General features: G+C 48.2%; 14 protein-coding genes and 1 pseudogene. 8 read left to right on the forward strand and 7 right to left on the reverse strand.

Annotation, left to right across the window (positions count from 1 at the left end; all coding sequences use genetic code 11):
- Positions 1-283: 283 nt before the first annotated feature.
- The 8 genes from barA (at position 284) to ACED36_RS21375 (ending at position 10,060) form a co-directional block, all read left to right on the forward strand.
- Positions 284-3,016: a two-component sensor histidine kinase BarA gene (gene barA, locus ACED36_RS21340; RefSeq protein ID WP_016960290.1), complete on the forward strand. Its 2,733-nt coding sequence runs from the start codon at positions 284-286 to the stop codon at positions 3,014-3,016.
- 398 nt (positions 3,017-3,414) lie between these two features.
- Complete coding sequence (locus ACED36_RS21345; protein WP_016960291.1) at positions 3,415-3,669, forward strand: acyl carrier protein; 255 nt, start codon at positions 3,415-3,417, stop codon at positions 3,667-3,669.
- Positions 3,670-3,831: 162 nt separating this feature from the next.
- Complete coding sequence (locus tag ACED36_RS21350) at positions 3,832-5,550, forward strand: AMP-binding protein (RefSeq protein ID WP_371733792.1); 1,719 nt, start codon at positions 3,832-3,834, stop codon at positions 5,548-5,550.
- Between the two features lie 87 nt (positions 5,551-5,637).
- Positions 5,638-7,182 (forward strand): histidine ammonia-lyase, encoded by a 1,545-nt coding sequence (hutH, locus tag ACED36_RS21355; protein WP_016960293.1) that lies wholly within the window; start codon positions 5,638-5,640, stop codon positions 7,180-7,182.
- The gene (locus ACED36_RS21360; RefSeq protein WP_017003250.1) at positions 7,182-7,637 is read left to right on the forward strand and encodes a thioesterase family protein; all 456 of its coding nucleotides are present in this window, start codon (positions 7,182-7,184) and stop codon (positions 7,635-7,637) included. The genes hutH and ACED36_RS21360 overlap by 1 nt, the downstream gene beginning before the upstream one ends.
- Positions 7,630-8,106 carry a hotdog family protein gene (locus ACED36_RS21365; RefSeq protein ID WP_017003251.1) on the forward strand — a complete coding sequence of 159 codons (477 nt, stop codon included), beginning with the start codon at positions 7,630-7,632 and terminating at the stop codon, positions 8,104-8,106. Before ACED36_RS21360 ends, ACED36_RS21365 begins: the two co-directional genes overlap by 8 nt.
- Positions 8,103-8,828 (forward strand): 3-ketoacyl-ACP reductase FabG2, encoded by a 726-nt coding sequence (locus ACED36_RS21370; protein WP_016960296.1) that lies wholly within the window; start codon positions 8,103-8,105, stop codon positions 8,826-8,828. The genes ACED36_RS21365 and ACED36_RS21370 overlap by 4 nt, the downstream gene beginning before the upstream one ends.
- Positions 8,825-10,060: a beta-ketoacyl-ACP synthase gene (locus ACED36_RS21375; RefSeq protein ID WP_017003252.1), complete on the forward strand. Its 1,236-nt coding sequence runs from the start codon at positions 8,825-8,827 to the stop codon at positions 10,058-10,060. Before ACED36_RS21370 ends, ACED36_RS21375 begins: the two co-directional genes overlap by 4 nt.
- 75 nt (positions 10,061-10,135) lie before the next feature.
- Here ACED36_RS21375 and acpS read toward each other — a convergent pair whose 3' ends face one another.
- The 7 genes and pseudogenes from acpS to ACED36_RS21410 all read right to left on the reverse strand — a co-directional run.
- Complete coding sequence (gene acpS / locus ACED36_RS21380) at positions 10,136-10,516, reverse strand: holo-ACP synthase (RefSeq protein WP_016960298.1); 381 nt, start codon at positions 10,514-10,516, stop codon at positions 10,136-10,138.
- Positions 10,516-11,247 carry a pyridoxine 5'-phosphate synthase gene (gene pdxJ, locus ACED36_RS21385; protein WP_016960299.1) on the reverse strand — a complete coding sequence of 244 codons (732 nt, stop codon included), beginning with the start codon at positions 11,245-11,247 and terminating at the stop codon, positions 10,516-10,518. The genes acpS and pdxJ overlap by 1 nt, the downstream gene beginning before the upstream one ends.
- On the reverse strand, positions 11,244-11,957 hold the full coding sequence (gene recO / locus ACED36_RS21390; protein WP_016960300.1) for a DNA repair protein RecO: 714 nt from the start codon (positions 11,955-11,957) through the stop codon (positions 11,244-11,246). Before recO ends, pdxJ begins: the two co-directional genes overlap by 4 nt.
- Positions 11,958-11,984: 27 nt before the next feature.
- On the reverse strand, positions 11,985-12,899 hold the full coding sequence (era, locus tag ACED36_RS21395; protein ID WP_016960301.1) for a GTPase Era: 915 nt from the start codon (positions 12,897-12,899) through the stop codon (positions 11,985-11,987).
- Positions 12,896-13,570, reverse strand: coding sequence for a ribonuclease III (rnc, locus tag ACED36_RS21400; RefSeq protein WP_016960302.1), 675 nt, complete (start codon positions 13,568-13,570; stop codon positions 12,896-12,898). The genes era and rnc overlap by 4 nt, the downstream gene beginning before the upstream one ends.
- 11 nt (positions 13,571-13,581) lie before the next feature.
- Positions 13,582-14,481 carry a signal peptidase I gene (lepB, locus tag ACED36_RS21405; protein WP_371733793.1) on the reverse strand — a complete coding sequence of 300 codons (900 nt, stop codon included), beginning with the start codon at positions 14,479-14,481 and terminating at the stop codon, positions 13,582-13,584.
- Between the two features lie 23 nt (positions 14,482-14,504).
- A pseudogene (locus tag ACED36_RS21410) lies at positions 14,505-15,230 on the reverse strand (elongation factor 4); the annotation flags it as partial.

Consider the following 15,230-nt stretch of genomic DNA (forward strand, 5'->3'; position numbering starts at 1 on the left):
GGCCATCACCCCCCTTTCCTGCGGTGGGCATGGCAGTGAATCGTATATTGGCGGACAGCGGGTTGTGATAACCTGCTGAATTCTCGCCGACAGCTTTGGTGTACAGCCGTACCTAGGATTAGAATGTAGTCATAGGTACTGGATATGTAGGTACTAAACAAACGGCTATTGAATAAATAGCTCGGTAAAAAACAGCGATACGATGAACAATGACGTCATGACATATATGTCATGACCAGGTACGTCATGAAAATGACGGCAATTCTCCCACAGAACAAACAGCATGACCAAATACGGACTTCGCGCCAGAGTAATTACCCTTACCATCGCACCGACTCTGATCATCGGCATCTTGCTCAGTGCTTACTTTATCAAAAACCGCTATCAAGAGCTGGAACAGCAACTGAGCGTGGCCGGTCAGGCGATCATTGAACCATTGGCTATCGCCAGTGAAATCGGTCTTTCTAATGAAAGCCGTGAGAACGTGCGCCGACTCATCGGCCACACTCATCGCCAACACAGCCAGTACATTCGGAGCATTGCGGTGTTCTCTGATCAGAATGATCTCTTCGTGACGTCAAACTATCATCGCAATCTCGATTTAATGGCTATCCCCGACGGCGACTCACTACCCGATCGACTTGAAATCAGTCGGTTACAAGATACCTTGCTATTGCGTGCGCCCATCCGCGCCATTGGCGGCTTCAATAACAACCTGACGCAAGATCAAACCATCGGTTACATCACGATGGAAATGGACTTATCCACGGTCAAGCTAAAGCAGTATCAAGAAATCATTTCCGCAGCGGTTGTGCTGATCCTTGGCGTCATTTTGTCAGGCTTTTTTGCTTATCGCTTGCTGCTTGATGTCGAAACACCGATCACCCAAATGATTAATATGATCGACCGAATCCGTCGAGGGCATCTCGATGTTCGGATTGAAGGCAAATTATTGGGCGAACTCGACACACTAAAAAATGGCATTAACGCCATGGCGATCTCGCTGTCTGAATACCATTTAGAAATGCAGCAAAGCATCGATCAGGCAACCTCAGATTTACGAGAAACCCTTGAACAGCTTGAGATTCAAAACGTTGAGCTAGATATTGCCAAGAAAAATGCCCAAGAAGCGGCGCGCGTAAAATCAGAATTTTTGGCTAATATGTCTCATGAACTGCGTACCCCGCTTAACGGTGTCATTGGCTTTACGCGTCAAATGCTGAAAACCCAATTGAGCAGCAGCCAGCAAGATTATCTGCAGACTATCGAAAAGTCCGCCAACAACTTGCTCACCATCATTAATGACATTCTCGATTTCTCCAAACTCGAAGCGGGCAAGTTGCTGCTGGAAAACATCCCGTTTGATTTTGAAGACTCGCTAGAAGAAGTCATGCGCCTGCTCGCGCCGATGGCGCACGAAAAAGGGCTAGAGCTAGATCTGCGCATTGACCCTCGCATTCCGGCTGGCGTGATTGGTGATCCGCTCCGTATTCAGCAAGTACTCACTAACCTTATCGGTAACGCTACCAAGTTTACCGAACGCGGTCATATCCGCATCAGCGTAGAGCTAAAACAACAACGCGATGAACAATTAGAGCTTCAGTTTGTTATCCGCGATTCTGGTATCGGTATTTCTGAGCGCCAACAAGCCCAGTTGTTCCAAGCGTTCCGACAAGCAGATGCCAGCATCAGTCGCCGTTATGGCGGCACAGGCCTTGGTTTGGTGATCACACAAAATCTGGTGAATCAGATGGGTGGTGACATTGGCTTTAGTAGTCGCTTACACCAAGGCTCAACATTCTGGTTTACTTTGTCACTGTTAAAAACTGATTTGCCGTTAGTGCAACCTGTAGACAGCGAAGCACTAGCAGGGCAATCACTGCTATTGGTGGAATCAGATATTGAAAGCCGCCAGTTGATGAGTGAGCGTTTATCACAATTTGGCCTCAGCATCCGAAGCGTTGACACCTTGCCTGAGCAATCTGAACCCGTTTCGTGCGTGCTAATTTGTGTCGATGCCAGTGATGTTCCTTCTCCTGACACCTTGATCGCCCAAGCAACTCATGCTGAATCTTTCAGTGACAAAGTCATTTTCTGCCTGCCTACCACCGAATTAGCGCTGTCAGAGCACCTGTTAAGTTCAGGCGTGAACTCATGCCTTGCGAAGCCATTATCTGTACGAAAATTGGTAGAACTTCTTCAAGGTGAGCAGCAAGCGCCAGACGTTTTGCCGCCTGCAGTGGAAACCCATACCAATAAACTTCCGATGACGGTCATGGCGGTCGATGACAACCCAGCCAACTTAAAGTTGATCACGGCGTTGTTGAAAGAAAGGGTGACCCATGTGGTGACGGCACACGATGGAAAACATGCAGTAGATCGTGCACGTTCACAACGTTTTGATCTCATTTTGATGGACATACAAATGCCCGAAATGGATGGCGTAACCGCATGTAAAGAAATACGAAAGTCGCCATTGAATCACCAAACACCGGTTATCGCTGTGACCGCTCATGCCATGACGGGAGAGCGCGAACGCCTGCTTGACGAAGGGATGGATGATTACCTGACCAAGCCCATTGAAGAGCATATCCTCGAACAGGTCCTTCACCACTGGACCCATCCGCACACAGGGGACATTCAGCCATCAAGTCCACTCATCAAAACGAATAATGTGGGTTCGTCACTGAGCATTGATTGGTCATTGGCCATGAAACAGGCATCAGGCAAAGAAGCGCTCGCCAAAGAGATGCTCCAAATGCTCGTGCGTTCATTTGATGAAGTAGAAGAAAAGGTCAATAACGCGCTTGATGGCGACAATATCGAACTCTGGCCGATTATTCATAAATTGCACGGCAGTTGCGCTTACAGCGGAGTACCCAAGCTAAAAGGACTTTGTTATGAGCTAGAGACACAGTTTAAACAAGGTGATGACAATGATGATGTTGAGCCGGAGTTGTGTGAATTGCTGGATGAAATGAATAATATTCGCGAGCAATCGCCGCATTATCTTTAGATAAAGCAGGCAATACCGAGGATGAAACTGACAGAAAAACGGGCAATCCCAGCCCTTGGGAGTGCCCGTTTTTTCATGCAACCAACAGCCACTGATAAGCCCTCTCCGCAAATCGAAACATTATTAACCCCAATCAGGACGTAGAATCAACACGTACTCAAACAACCAAAAGCATGCATTTCAAGACAAATCAAGTCGATAATGGCAACACTCAAATTCTACGAGTAATTTCAAACATCGACGTCTAAAAATGTAAACACTCAAGAAATGTCACGATTCATACCCCCAATTCACCTCACGCGCTTCGCTCCCTATTTACGTATCTGCTATACGTGCCATTGAAATCATACGATAGATGCTCAGTGCATGCTGTCAGAACACCATTAGAAGGTAATGAAATGGCTGATGTAGATAACCCGAATTTTAAACAGGTTCACCACGCGTTAATTGAATTGTTTGAGCTGGTACCTGAAGACGTTGTGCCAGACGCCAATCTGTATGAGGACTTAGTGCTTGATAGCATTGATGCGGTAGACCTTGTCGTTCACTTGCAAAAAGAAATAGGTAAGAAGATCCCGCCCGAAGTGTTCAAAAGTGTGCGTACTGTGCAGGATGTTGTTGATGCCATAGAGCAACTGCTTCAACCAGCCTGATCCTGCCTCACTACAATGCTATTACGTTGTGAAAACGTGATTATTTTATTGATACGTAATCGATTCGTTGAACCACATGACTCTACAAGGTGTTAGTACAGCGCTTACACCTTGTAGAGTTATGCAAACGAATGATAAGTCATTCTATAAAGACCGATACTCATGGATTTCAAGCCGCTCTCTCTTTTGCTTTCTCGCCCAACAGATGATGACTTATTTCTCGTTGCCGATGGTGAAATCGGTTTCAAAACACAACGAGACTTTCAGCATGATGTCGCGACGCTTTACCATGTTTTGAATACACACCCCGCAGCACGATGGGCTGTTTGTTTCGACGACAGTTACTACATGGCCGTTGCTGTTCTGGCTTTGTCTTATGCGGGAAAAACTGTCGTCATACCGGGTAATATCCAGATTGGCGCATTGAACGAGTTAGCCCATGAATTTGACGCTATGTTGTCCGACCGTCATGCCAGTGTCTTACCCAATAACGATGCCATTACATTGCCGATCGACCACAAAAGTCACCATGCCATCGCGCTGGATGCCTTGTCTCTCGACAGTATCAAAATAGTTTTGTACACCTCAGGCTCAAGCGGAAAACCCAAAGCGATAGAAAAATCGCTTCAACAGTTACAAGCGGAAATAGATATCCTTGAACAAACTTGGGGCAGCGAACTTGCAACGTCATCCATTGTCAGCACCGTTTCTCATCAACATATTTACGGTCTGCTGTTCCGTGTACTGTGGCCCTTATGCGCAAGACGAACATTTTCTCGCACCAACGCCGTCTATCCACAACAACACAGCACCGAACAAGCATTGTCTCAAACATTAATCAGCAGTCCTGCGCAGCTTAAACGCCTCAAACAAGATCACCCGCGATTGTGTTTTTGTGCCGTATTTTCTTCCGGTGGCCCTTTACCGTTTAACGCTGCTGAAAAAACCGAACAATACCTGGGTAAACGCCCGTTCGAAGTCTTTGGCAGCACTGAAACCGGCGGGATCGCTCACAGACAGCAACACACAGACACCGCGACTTGGACGTTGTTTGACGGTATCTCGGCAACGTTAACCGAGCAAGGCTGCCTGCGATTGCGCTCCCCCTTTATTCATCCCAAAGTGGATTATGACACCAGCGATCTTTGTGACTTTCACAACGATGGTACTTTTACCTTGCAGGGGCGTGCAGATAGGATCGTCAAGATCGAAGAAAAGCGCGTTTCTCTGGCGGAAGTGGAAAACCGCTTGATGGACCACACATGGATTGAAGATACCGTCTGTATTGCCAAAGAAAGCGCAGACAGACAATACATTGCAGCGGCACTGGTACTAAGCCAAGAAGGCAAATGCGCCTTTCAGAATCAAGGGGATGCGATATGCCGTCAAACGTTACGGCAACACCTCGCACAATGGCTAGATGCCATTTCTATACCACGAGAATATACGATTGCTTCTCATATCCCCCAAAACAGCCAAGGGAAACGCGAAGCGAACGCCGTGGATGAATTATTTACCCCTTCATCAAAGAAAAAAACGACCGATCGCCCACCTAGCGTGGTGAAAACTGCCATCTCGAACCTTCATGCCGAGCTCTCACTTTGTGTCGACAGCGATCTTCGCGAGTTTGAAGGTCATTTCCCAGGTTTCGCAATCTACCCAGGGGTGTCACAAATCAATGCAGTAGTACATTTTGCCCTCGATATTTTCGGTATCACTGCTCCTTTTCGATCGCTTGATAAATTGAAATTTGAAGCACCGATCTGGCCTGACATGCAAGTGCAACTTTCCATGAATTGGAAGCCAGAAAAAAACGCCCTGACCTTTCGGCTGGAATCTACAGCAGGTCTCCATACCCGAGGTGTCATTCACTTCGACTAAACACAACAATAAATCCATTCACCGATGAAAAGAGCCATGGAAAAGGCACCTGTACCGGTGATTTATTTCAGTTAGCAAGGAAAGACAATGACCCAGAATATCGACGACACCATCGTATTTGGTGAGCAACCATTAACCATCGAATCTGTTGTTGCCATAGCCAATGGAAGTCAGGCAGCGCTGAATCCAAGTGATGAATTCAGCGGCCGTATCGATCGCAGTGTGGCATTCCTAGAACGGCTATTGCGGGAAGATGGGGCTATCTATGGCGTCACTACTGGCTATGGCGATTCGTGCACGGTCGCTATCCCACCTTCGCTGGTAGATGAGCTCCCCCTTAACCTGACACGCTTTCACGGCTGTGGTCTGGGTGATGACCTATCTCACCAGCAAGCAAGAGCGGTGTTAGCCACAAGACTAAATTCACTCACCCAAGGTATGTCTGGTGTGAGTATGCCTTTGCTCAAACAAATCGTTACCTTAATTAACAAAGACATTTCACCGCGTATCCCACAAGAGGGCTCGGTTGGCGCTAGCGGTGACCTGACCCCGCTGTCTTACCTTGCTGCAACCTTGATCGGTGAACGAGACGTTATCTATAACGGCGAAGTCCGCCCAACCGTTGATGTATTTCGCGAACTAGGCATTCGCCCCATCAAGCTCAAACCCAAAGAAGGTTTAGCTCTGATGAATGGTACGTCAGTGATGACGGCTCTTGCCTGTTTAGCGTTCAAGCGAGCGGAATACTTAACACAGCTTTCTACCCGAATCACAGCCATGGTGTCGCTGGCGATGCACGGCAATGATTTCCACTTTGATGAGGCCTTGTTCGCCGTCAAACCCCATCCAGGCCAACAACAAATCGCCGCCTGGCTTCGCGATGACCTGCAAGTTAATCGCCCGCCGCGTAACAGTGACAGATTACAAGACCGTTATTCGCTTCGCTGTGCGCCACATGTTATTGGCGTATTGCAAGATTCACTGCCGTGGCTGCGTCAAATGATCGAAAACGAACTCAACAGTGCCAATGACAACCCTATTATTGACGGTGAAAATGAACGTGTTTTGCATGGTGGACACTTCTATGGTGGCCACATTGCGATGGCTATGGACAGCCTAAAAATCGCGGTCGCGAATATTGCCGATCTTTTGGATCGCCAAATGGCACAACTGATGGATTACAAGTTCAATAACGGATTGCCATTCAACCTAACAGGTGCAGAAGGCAGCCGTAAATCAATCAATCACGGTTTTAAAGCAGTGCAAATTGGCATCTCAGCGTGGACCGCTGAAGCCCTCAAACACACCATGCCAGCCAGCGTATTTTCCCGTTCAACTGAATGCCACAATCAGGACAAAGTCAGCATGGGTACCATCGCTGCGCGTGATTGCTTACGCGTGTTAGAGCTGACAGAGCAGGTCACCTCCGCGAGCCTATTGGCCTCATTCCAAGCGCTGCAACTTCGCTGTCGCAGCAACGAATTGTCCATGCGCGATCTGAGCCCTTCGCTAAGAGAAATGATCTCTCAAATGGGTGCAGAGTTTGATTTTGTCAGCGAAGATCGTCCGTTAGAGCAAGATTTGCGTCGCTTCATCGCCTTTATTCAAGAAAGACGTTGGGATCTTTATTAATGAGCACCGTGCACTTGCGAGCTGAAGCGACCATAGTGACCTCGTTCCAAGATGCCGATCCGATGGGTGTGATCTATCACGGCAATTACTTTCGCTTCTTTGAAGAGGCTCGCCGACTTTTGATGGAAAAAATCGATTACGGTTATCGCGACATGGAAGCATCTGGCTTTCTGTGGCCTGTGATTGATGCCAATGTTCGCTATATAAAAGCCATTGAATACAACCAGACAATACGCGTTATTGCCACTTTGGCTGAATGGGAGAACCGATTAAAAGTCGATTACCTCATTACCGACCCTCAGTCCGGAAAGCGTCTTTGCAAAGGGCACACAGTGCAAGTCCCAGTGAGACTCGATAACAAAGAACTGCAATTTGAGGCGCCAAAGGTACTCGAAGACAAGTTGCTTGCTTATTCCGCTCTTTCTGCCGAATTGGGGGCGCTTTTTCATGATTAGCCAAAGCACGGCATTTCCACCGATTAAGCAATTGGTGCCTCACCGTGCACCCATGCTTTACCTCAATAAAATGGTGGATGCAGGTAAGAGTTTTGCCCACTGCCAAGCACGTCCTAACACAGACCACCATTTTTTTGACACCAAACAACAAGGTTTACCTTCTTGGGTTGGCATTGAATTAATGGCACAAACCATCGCCGCTTGGTCTGGCTTTCATTACTACCAAAAAGGGCAATCGCCCGTCATTGGTTTTTTAGTAGGAAGTCGACGCTACCAAACCGTAACCGCTTTTTTTGCCCGAAACCAAGTGCTAGACATTCACGTTGACGAAGTCATGAGCCACGAAGGGGTGTCGGTATTCAGTTGCAAGATTGAAAGCAATGGCGCATTACTCGCCTCATCTCAACTCAGTACTTTTGAACCATCAAATGCCGAGTTAACACAAATCAAACAAGGAGGTGCTTCGTGAGCCGCAGCGTACTGGTCACAGGGGCAAGTAAAGGAATTGGCCGAGCCATTGCTCTTTCTCTAGCCTCATCAGGTTTTGAGATCATCGTCCACTATGGCAAAGATGAAGCGGGTGCCGCAGAGACACTCAATCAACTGACTCACCTTGGTGGCAGCGGAAGAACCATCCGATTTGATCTTCGTTATCGCGATGAATGTCGCGCGGTATTAGAGTCTGACATTGAAATGTTTGGCGCCTATTACGGTGTTGTTAACAATGCGGGTGTAACGGCAGATACCGCCTTTCCAGCGATGACTGAAGAAGAATGGGATGGCGTCGTTCACACCAATCTAGACAGCTTTTACAACGTTTTACACCCCTGCATTATGCCAATGATCAGGCTGCGTCAAGGTGGCCGAATTGTCACAATGTCATCGGTATCAGGATTAATGGGAAACCCTGGACAAACCAATTACAGCGCGGCAAAAGCTGGGATTATGGGAGCAACTAAAGCTCTTGCCATGGAACTGGGCAAGCGCAACATCACGGTAAACTGTGTCGCACCTGGCCTAATTGAAACGGGCATGATTGAACAACATGTCATCGATAAAGCGCTGCCTGATATTGCGCTTAATCGTATGGGCGCTCCAGAGGAGGTGGCCAGTTTGGTCAATTTCCTGATGTCTGACGCGGCAAGTTATATCACTCGACAGGTCATTTCAGTCAATGGAGGATTACGATGAACCGACGCGTAGTAGTAACAGGAATGGCAGGTGTCACTGCATTCGGCAACCATTGGGACGAGGTATCATCTCGTTTAAAGTCACACAAAAATGCAGTTAAATACAATACAGACCTAGAGCAATATCAGGGCTTAAACACTCGCCTAACCGCTCCACTTGATGCGTTTTCTTTGCCGCCCAATTACACTCGTAAACAAGTTCGCAGCATGGGACTGGTGGCGAAATATTCTACCGTTGCCTCTGATCTCGCCCTGCAACAATCCGGTCTACTCGGGATGGATATCCTGACAAATGGTGAAACAGGCGTTGCATTTGGATCGTCAACAGGCAGCACTCCACCTTCCCGTGCTTTTTCTATCATGATGGAGCAAAAAACCACGGAAGCCATCAATGCCAATACCTATGTGCAAATGATGCCCGCTACCACGGCCGTGAATGTGGGTTTGTTTTTTGGACTACGCGGCCGAGTGATTCCAACAAGCAGTGCATGTACATCCGGTAGCCAAGCAATTGGGTATTCCTTCGAAGCGATCAAACACGGATATCAAACGGCAATGGTCGCCGGCGGCGCCGATGAGCTTTGCCCAACGCAGCCAGCGGTATTTGATACTCTTTATGCGACGAGTCAAAAGAACGAGGCGCCGAATTCAACGCCTCGTCCATTTGATATAGACCGAGATGGTATTGTCATTGGTGAAGGTGCAGGCAGTTTGGTGCTTGAAGAGTACGAACATGCGAAAGCCCGTGGTGCAACGATCTATGCTGAAATCGTCGGCTTTGCGAGTAACTGCGATGCCGCACACATCACCGACCCAAAAATGGAAACCATGCAGATATGCATGGAGAAAGCGTTAAAAAATGCAGGGATTTCTGCAAACAAAGTCGGTTACGTTTCGGCACATGGCACAGCAACAAGTAAAGGTGATATTGCTGAATCTCAAGCCACCGCCAATGTGTTTGGCCCACGCATGCCTATCAGCTCCCTGAAAAGCTATTTTGGACATACTTTGGGTGCTTGTGGGGCGATTGAAGCATGGTTGTCCATTGAAATGATGAATGAGGGCTGGTTTAGCCCAACGCTGAATCTAGACAATATTGACCCAGCCTGTGGGGAATTAGACTATATTCGTGGCGAAGAACGTCATATTGATTGCGAGTACATCATGAGCAATAACTTTGCCTTCGGTGGCGTGAACACGTCCATTATCTTCAAGCGATACACACCTGAATAATTGCCGTTTGATGCAATAAAAAACGCCCGCGATATTTACCAATATCACGGGCGTTTTTGTTCTTCAGCGAGCACTTTATTTATCGAGTAATACGGTCGCCACTGCATACCGCTTCTCATCGGCAATAGTCAGCAAGACGTGAGTGACACCGCGCTCATCCGCCAACTGTTTAGCTACGCCAGAAAAGCTCACTATCGGCTTACCTAACTCATCATTACTCACCGTAAAATCATGAAAAGTCACACCGCACGCAATCCCTGTTCCCAGCGCTTTGGCTGCCGCTTCTTTGACGGCGAAACGCTTCGCCAAATAGCGAGCTGGAAACTTACTGCTGCTGTATTTTTCCATTTCACTGTCTGTGAGGACGCGTCTTGCAAACGCATCTTCCGTTCGCGCAATCACTTTCTCAAGTCGCGCGATTTCTACAATGTCAGTCCCTAAACCGACAACCGCCATTAGCGACGAGCATCCTGCATAATGGCTTTCATGTCTGCGACCGCTTTTGGCAAACCGTCAAACACAGCGCGACCAATAATTGCATGGCCAATGTTCAGCTCGTAGATCTCTGGGATCTTAGCGATAGGCGTCACGTTGTGATAAGTCAGCCCATGGCCTGCATTCACTTTAATACCTTGGTCTGCGGCGTAACTCGCACCCGCAGCGATTTTTTTCAGCTCAGCCTGCATCTCTTCTTCAGATTCGGCATCTGCGTAGCTGCCAGTGTGCAGCTCAATAAACGGCGCACCACATGCTTTTGCTGCATCAATTTGTGCGCGGTCAGCATCGATAAATAGTGAGACTTTAATGCCTGCCTCGGTCAACGTTTGTGTAGCAGCTTTCACTTTTTCAAGCTGCCCAACAACATCCAAACCACCTTCGGTAGTCAGTTCTTCACGCTTCTCTGGCACCAGACACACATACGCAGGTTTCACATCCAATGCGATTGCAACCATTTCGTCCGTCACGGCCATTTCAAGATTCATGCGCGTTTGTAGCGTGTCTCGTAGGATATAAACATCGCGATCTTTGATGTGGCGACGATCTTCGCGTAAATGCACAGTGATACCATCCGCGCCCGCACGTTCAGCAATCTCGGCCGCATGCACAGGATCAGGGTATTTGGTGCCACGTGCATTACGAACGGTGGCGACGTGGTCAATGTTGACGCCCAGATAAATGGTATTCATTGCGTTAATTTCCTTGTTCTTAACGAAAATAGCTCTCTGCTTTTTAGAGGCTTGGAGCCAAGATAAGGCTTGAGTGCCAGCCGTGTAAAGCGCTTCGCCGCTTTTAGCTGATCTGCCGTGGAGAATTGTCGGGTTGCCAATGCGTTCAAATCGCTGCCAGTGAACGTCAGATTATTGCTTTTCATCAATGACGCTACAAAACCAAGCTGCTCTCGAAAAATATATGTCATGTTCTCATCGACAGGCTCACCGCTACCAGCACAGTTGAGAAAATCAACGCCATACCCCAATGAATCGAGTAAGGCTAATTCGAAGCGGCGCAAAGCAGGTTCTGGGTTGGCGTGCTGCGCCAACTCTGTCAACGCGGTCACGTAATCGAAAAACAGCTGATGGTAACCCGTTTCAGGTTCAACAACGCGGCTCAATATTTCATTGAGGTAAAAACCGGAGAACAAAGCATTACCAGCAAGGGGAATAGCGAGGCCCATCGCTTCCGCATGGCGAAGCGTACGCATTTCACCGCGACCGGACCATTTCATCAATAAGGGAGTAAAAGGTTGGAGTGCGCCCTTAAGGGGAGAGCGCTTACCACGGGCGCCTTTTGCCATTATGCTGACACGCCCGTGGGTTTCGCTAAATACATCTAGGATCAGGCTGGTCTCACTATAAGGTCGTGAGTGCAGAACAAAGCAGCGCTGCAAGCCTTCCATATCGCTCCTGATGTGTTTTAGTGGTGATTAAAGATCGTCGATGTAGCCAAGACTGCGCAAGGCGCGCTCGTCATCTGCCCAGTTCGATTTCACTTTCACCCAAAGCTCAAGGTAAACCTTACGCTCAAACAGTCCTTCCATATCCAGACGGGCTTCGCGGCCGATGGTTTTGATTTTATCGCCACCTTTGCCGATCACCATTTTCTTCTGGCTATTTCGCTCAACCAAGATAAGCCCGTTGATTTCAAAACCATCTGTCGCAGGATTGTAATCAAAACGCTCGATTTCCACAGTGACCGAGTATGGCAATTCATCGCCCGTAAAACGCATCAGCTTTTCACGGATAATTTCAGATGCCATAAATCGCTGTGAACGGTCGGTCACGTACTCTTCAGGGAAGTACCACTCGCCTTCTGGCAAGTGCTTACGAACCAGTTTTTCTACCGCATCAATATTGGTACCGCTCTTGGCAGACACGGGGATCATATCCACGAAATCCATCTTTTCGCTTAGTGCCTGAAGGTGCGGGAACAACTCGCCTTTTTCTTTAACGTTGTCGACTTTGTTGATAAGCAGAACGGTCGGTAATTCCGATTTCTTCAGCTTATTCAATACCATCTCATCATCGGCAGTCCACTGGGTACCATCAACAAGGAAAAGTACCAGTTCAACATCGGTCAGAGAACTCGCCGCAGCGCGGTTCATCAGGCGGTTAATGGTACGCTTCTCTTCAATGTGAAGTCCTGGCGTATCCACGTACACAGCTTGATAACCATCACGCGTATCGACACCCATAATGCGGTGACGTGTGGTTTGTGGTTTGCGCGAGGTAATAGACAGCTTCTGGCCAACCAAACGGTTGAGAAGCGTGGATTTGCCCACATTAGGGCGACCTACAATGGCAATAAAGCCACAGTGGTGGATTTGCAGTGTGTCAGTCATGAGTCCAGCTTTTGCAATGCGAGTTCGGCAGCCGCTTGCTCAGCCTTGCGACGACTGCTGCCTTTACCTACTACAGGTCGTTCCAGACCTGCTACTTCACACTCAACCGTAAATTGCTGGTTGTGTGCTTCACCGTGCACCTTAGTTACATTATAGGCAGGCAGCGGCTTTCGACGTCCTTGCAGGAATTCCTGCAAACGTGTCTTTGGATCTTTCTGGTTCACACCCGGCATAATGGTATCAAGGCGTTGCTTGTACCAAGCCAGTATCGTCCCACGTACCGTTTCCAGATCGCTGTCGAGATAGATAGCACCAATGATCGCTTCTACAGCATCCGCCAAAATAGAGTCACGGCGGAAACCACCACTTTTCAACTCTCCTGGACCTAACTGCAGCACATCACCTAGTTCAAACTCGCGGCCCAATTCGGCCAGCGTGTTGCCACGAACTAAGGTTGCACGCATGCGGCTCATGTCGCCTTCATCAACGTTCGGGAAACGATGGTAGAGATCGTCAGCAACAACGAAACTCAAAATAGAATCGCCCAGAAACTCCAAACGCTCATTGTGTTTTCCACTGGCGCTTCGGTGTGTCAGGGCGAGACTAAGAAACGCCGCATCGTTAAATTCATAACTGATACGACGTTGTAATCTATTTGTAGGTGTTGTCATGTCTTTCCAAGTTAATCAATGCCACCGATACGATCAAATCGCACGCCGACAGGTACCCAAGACGGCAGGAAGCTGTCGCCTTGTTCGTCAAATTCGAAACTGATCCAGATAGCAACGGCTTTACCTACCAGATTGGCTTCAGGCACAAAACCCCAGAAGCGGCTGTCTTTACTGTTGTCACGGTTATCGCCCATGACAAAGTACTGACCGTCTGGCACGATCCATTCACCTAAGCCTGGTGTCGGATAGTACTGACCGGTTTGGTTTGGCATGTAAGGGTTCACCAATATTTGGTGAGGCTCTTCACCCAAGCGTTCTTGCGCTTGGATAAGGTTCACGCCACGTTGAGTGAATTCACTTTTGTGAACATCATCAATCGGCACCAGTTCACAAACAGACTCGCCTTGCTTTTGAATACACAGACGTTTCTCTTCACTGTAGCGAACCGTATCGCCCGGCATGCCCACCACGCGCTTGATATAATCAATGCTCGGCTGTGGTGGGTATTTGAACACCACCACATCGCCGCGCTCTGGTTTCCCCGTTTCCACCAATTGATGGCGGAAAACAGGATCTTTCAAGCCGTATGCGTATTTCTCAACCAGAATAAAATCGCCCACCAACAAAGTTGGCATCATTGAGCCTGACGGGATTTGGAATGGCTCGTAAATAAACGAGCGCAAAACCAACACCAGACCAATGACAGGGAACACAGACGCGAAGGTTTCCACCCAGCTTGGCTGAGGGGCAATCTGGGCCACCTGCTCCGCACTTATCTCGCTGCTATCTAGATTGAGCGTCTCTGCCGCTTTTTGCTGACGCCTAGGCGCCCATCTGAATGTATCCAATGCCCAAATAATCCCTGTAAACAGGGTAATAAGCACCAGAATCAGCGAGAAAGTATTAGCCATTATGTTCCCTTAAAATCCTTTTATTACTTGTCTTTGCCTACGTGCAGAATGGCAAGGAAGGCTTCTTGAGGCAGTTCAACGTTACCGATCTGCTTCATGCGCTTCTTGCCGTCTTTCTGTTTCTGCAGCAGTTTCTTCTTACGGCTGATATCGCCACCGTAACACTTAGCGGTTACGTTTTTACGCAGCTGTTTCACCGTCGAACGCGCAATGATGTGAGTGCCAATCGCCGCTTGAATTGCAATATCAAATTGCTGACGCGGGATGAACTCTTTCATCTTCTCAACCAAATCACGACCACGTGTTTGAGCATGATCTTTGTGCGTGATGATGGCCAATGCATCCACGTTATCGCCGTTAAGCAATACGTCTACACGCACCATGTTTGACTCTTGGTAACACTGGAAGTTGTAATCCAGTGATGCATAACCGCGTGAGGTTGATTTCAAACGGTCAAAGAAGTCGAGAACCACTTCCGCCATGGGAATGTCATACGTCAGCGCTACTTGGTTACCGTGGTAAACCATGTCTACCTGCGTACCACGCTTCTCAATACACAAGGTAATCACGTTACCGAGGTATTCTGATGGCACCAAGATATGACAACGGGCAACGGGTTCACCCATGATCTCTACGTCGTTCGTCGCCGGCAGCTTCGCTGGGCTATCGACATAGATAACATCACCGTTGGTCTTCTTCACTTCATACACTACGGTTGGTGCAGTAGTGATCAAATCAAGGTTGTATTC

Origin of the sequence: Enterovibrio sp. FF113, from assembly GCF_041439165.1 — a bacterium.
GTDB lineage: Bacteria > Pseudomonadota > Gammaproteobacteria > Enterobacterales > Vibrionaceae > Enterovibrio > Enterovibrio norvegicus_A.

Coding starts and splice junctions, on each gene's coding strand:
- barA (WP_016960290.1), top strand. CDS start 284: ATGACCAAATACGGACTTCGCGCCAGAGTAATTACCCTTACCATCGCA.
- ACED36_RS21345 (WP_016960291.1), top strand. CDS start 3,415: ATGGCTGATGTAGATAACCCGAATTTTAAACAGGTTCACCACGCGTTA.
- ACED36_RS21350 (WP_371733792.1), top strand. CDS start 3,832: ATGGATTTCAAGCCGCTCTCTCTTTTGCTTTCTCGCCCAACAGATGAT.
- hutH (WP_016960293.1), top strand. CDS start 5,638: ATGACCCAGAATATCGACGACACCATCGTATTTGGTGAGCAACCATTA.
- ACED36_RS21360 (WP_017003250.1), top strand. CDS start 7,182: ATGAGCACCGTGCACTTGCGAGCTGAAGCGACCATAGTGACCTCGTTC.
- ACED36_RS21365 (WP_017003251.1), top strand. CDS start 7,630: ATGATTAGCCAAAGCACGGCATTTCCACCGATTAAGCAATTGGTGCCT.
- ACED36_RS21375 (WP_017003252.1), top strand. CDS start 8,825: ATGAACCGACGCGTAGTAGTAACAGGAATGGCAGGTGTCACTGCATTC.
- acpS (WP_016960298.1), bottom strand. CDS start 10,516: ATGGCGGTTGTCGGTTTAGGGACTGACATTGTAGAAATCGCGCGACTT.
- pdxJ (WP_016960299.1), bottom strand. CDS start 11,247: ATGAATACCATTTATCTGGGCGTCAACATTGACCACGTCGCCACCGTT.
- recO (WP_016960300.1), bottom strand. CDS start 11,957: ATGGAAGGCTTGCAGCGCTGCTTTGTTCTGCACTCACGACCTTATAGT.
- era (WP_016960301.1), bottom strand. CDS start 12,899: ATGACTGACACACTGCAAATCCACCACTGTGGCTTTATTGCCATTGTA.
- rnc (WP_016960302.1), bottom strand. CDS start 13,570: ATGACAACACCTACAAATAGATTACAACGTCGTATCAGTTATGAATTT.
- lepB (WP_371733793.1), bottom strand. CDS start 14,481: ATGGCTAATACTTTCTCGCTGATTCTGGTGCTTATTACCCTGTTTACA.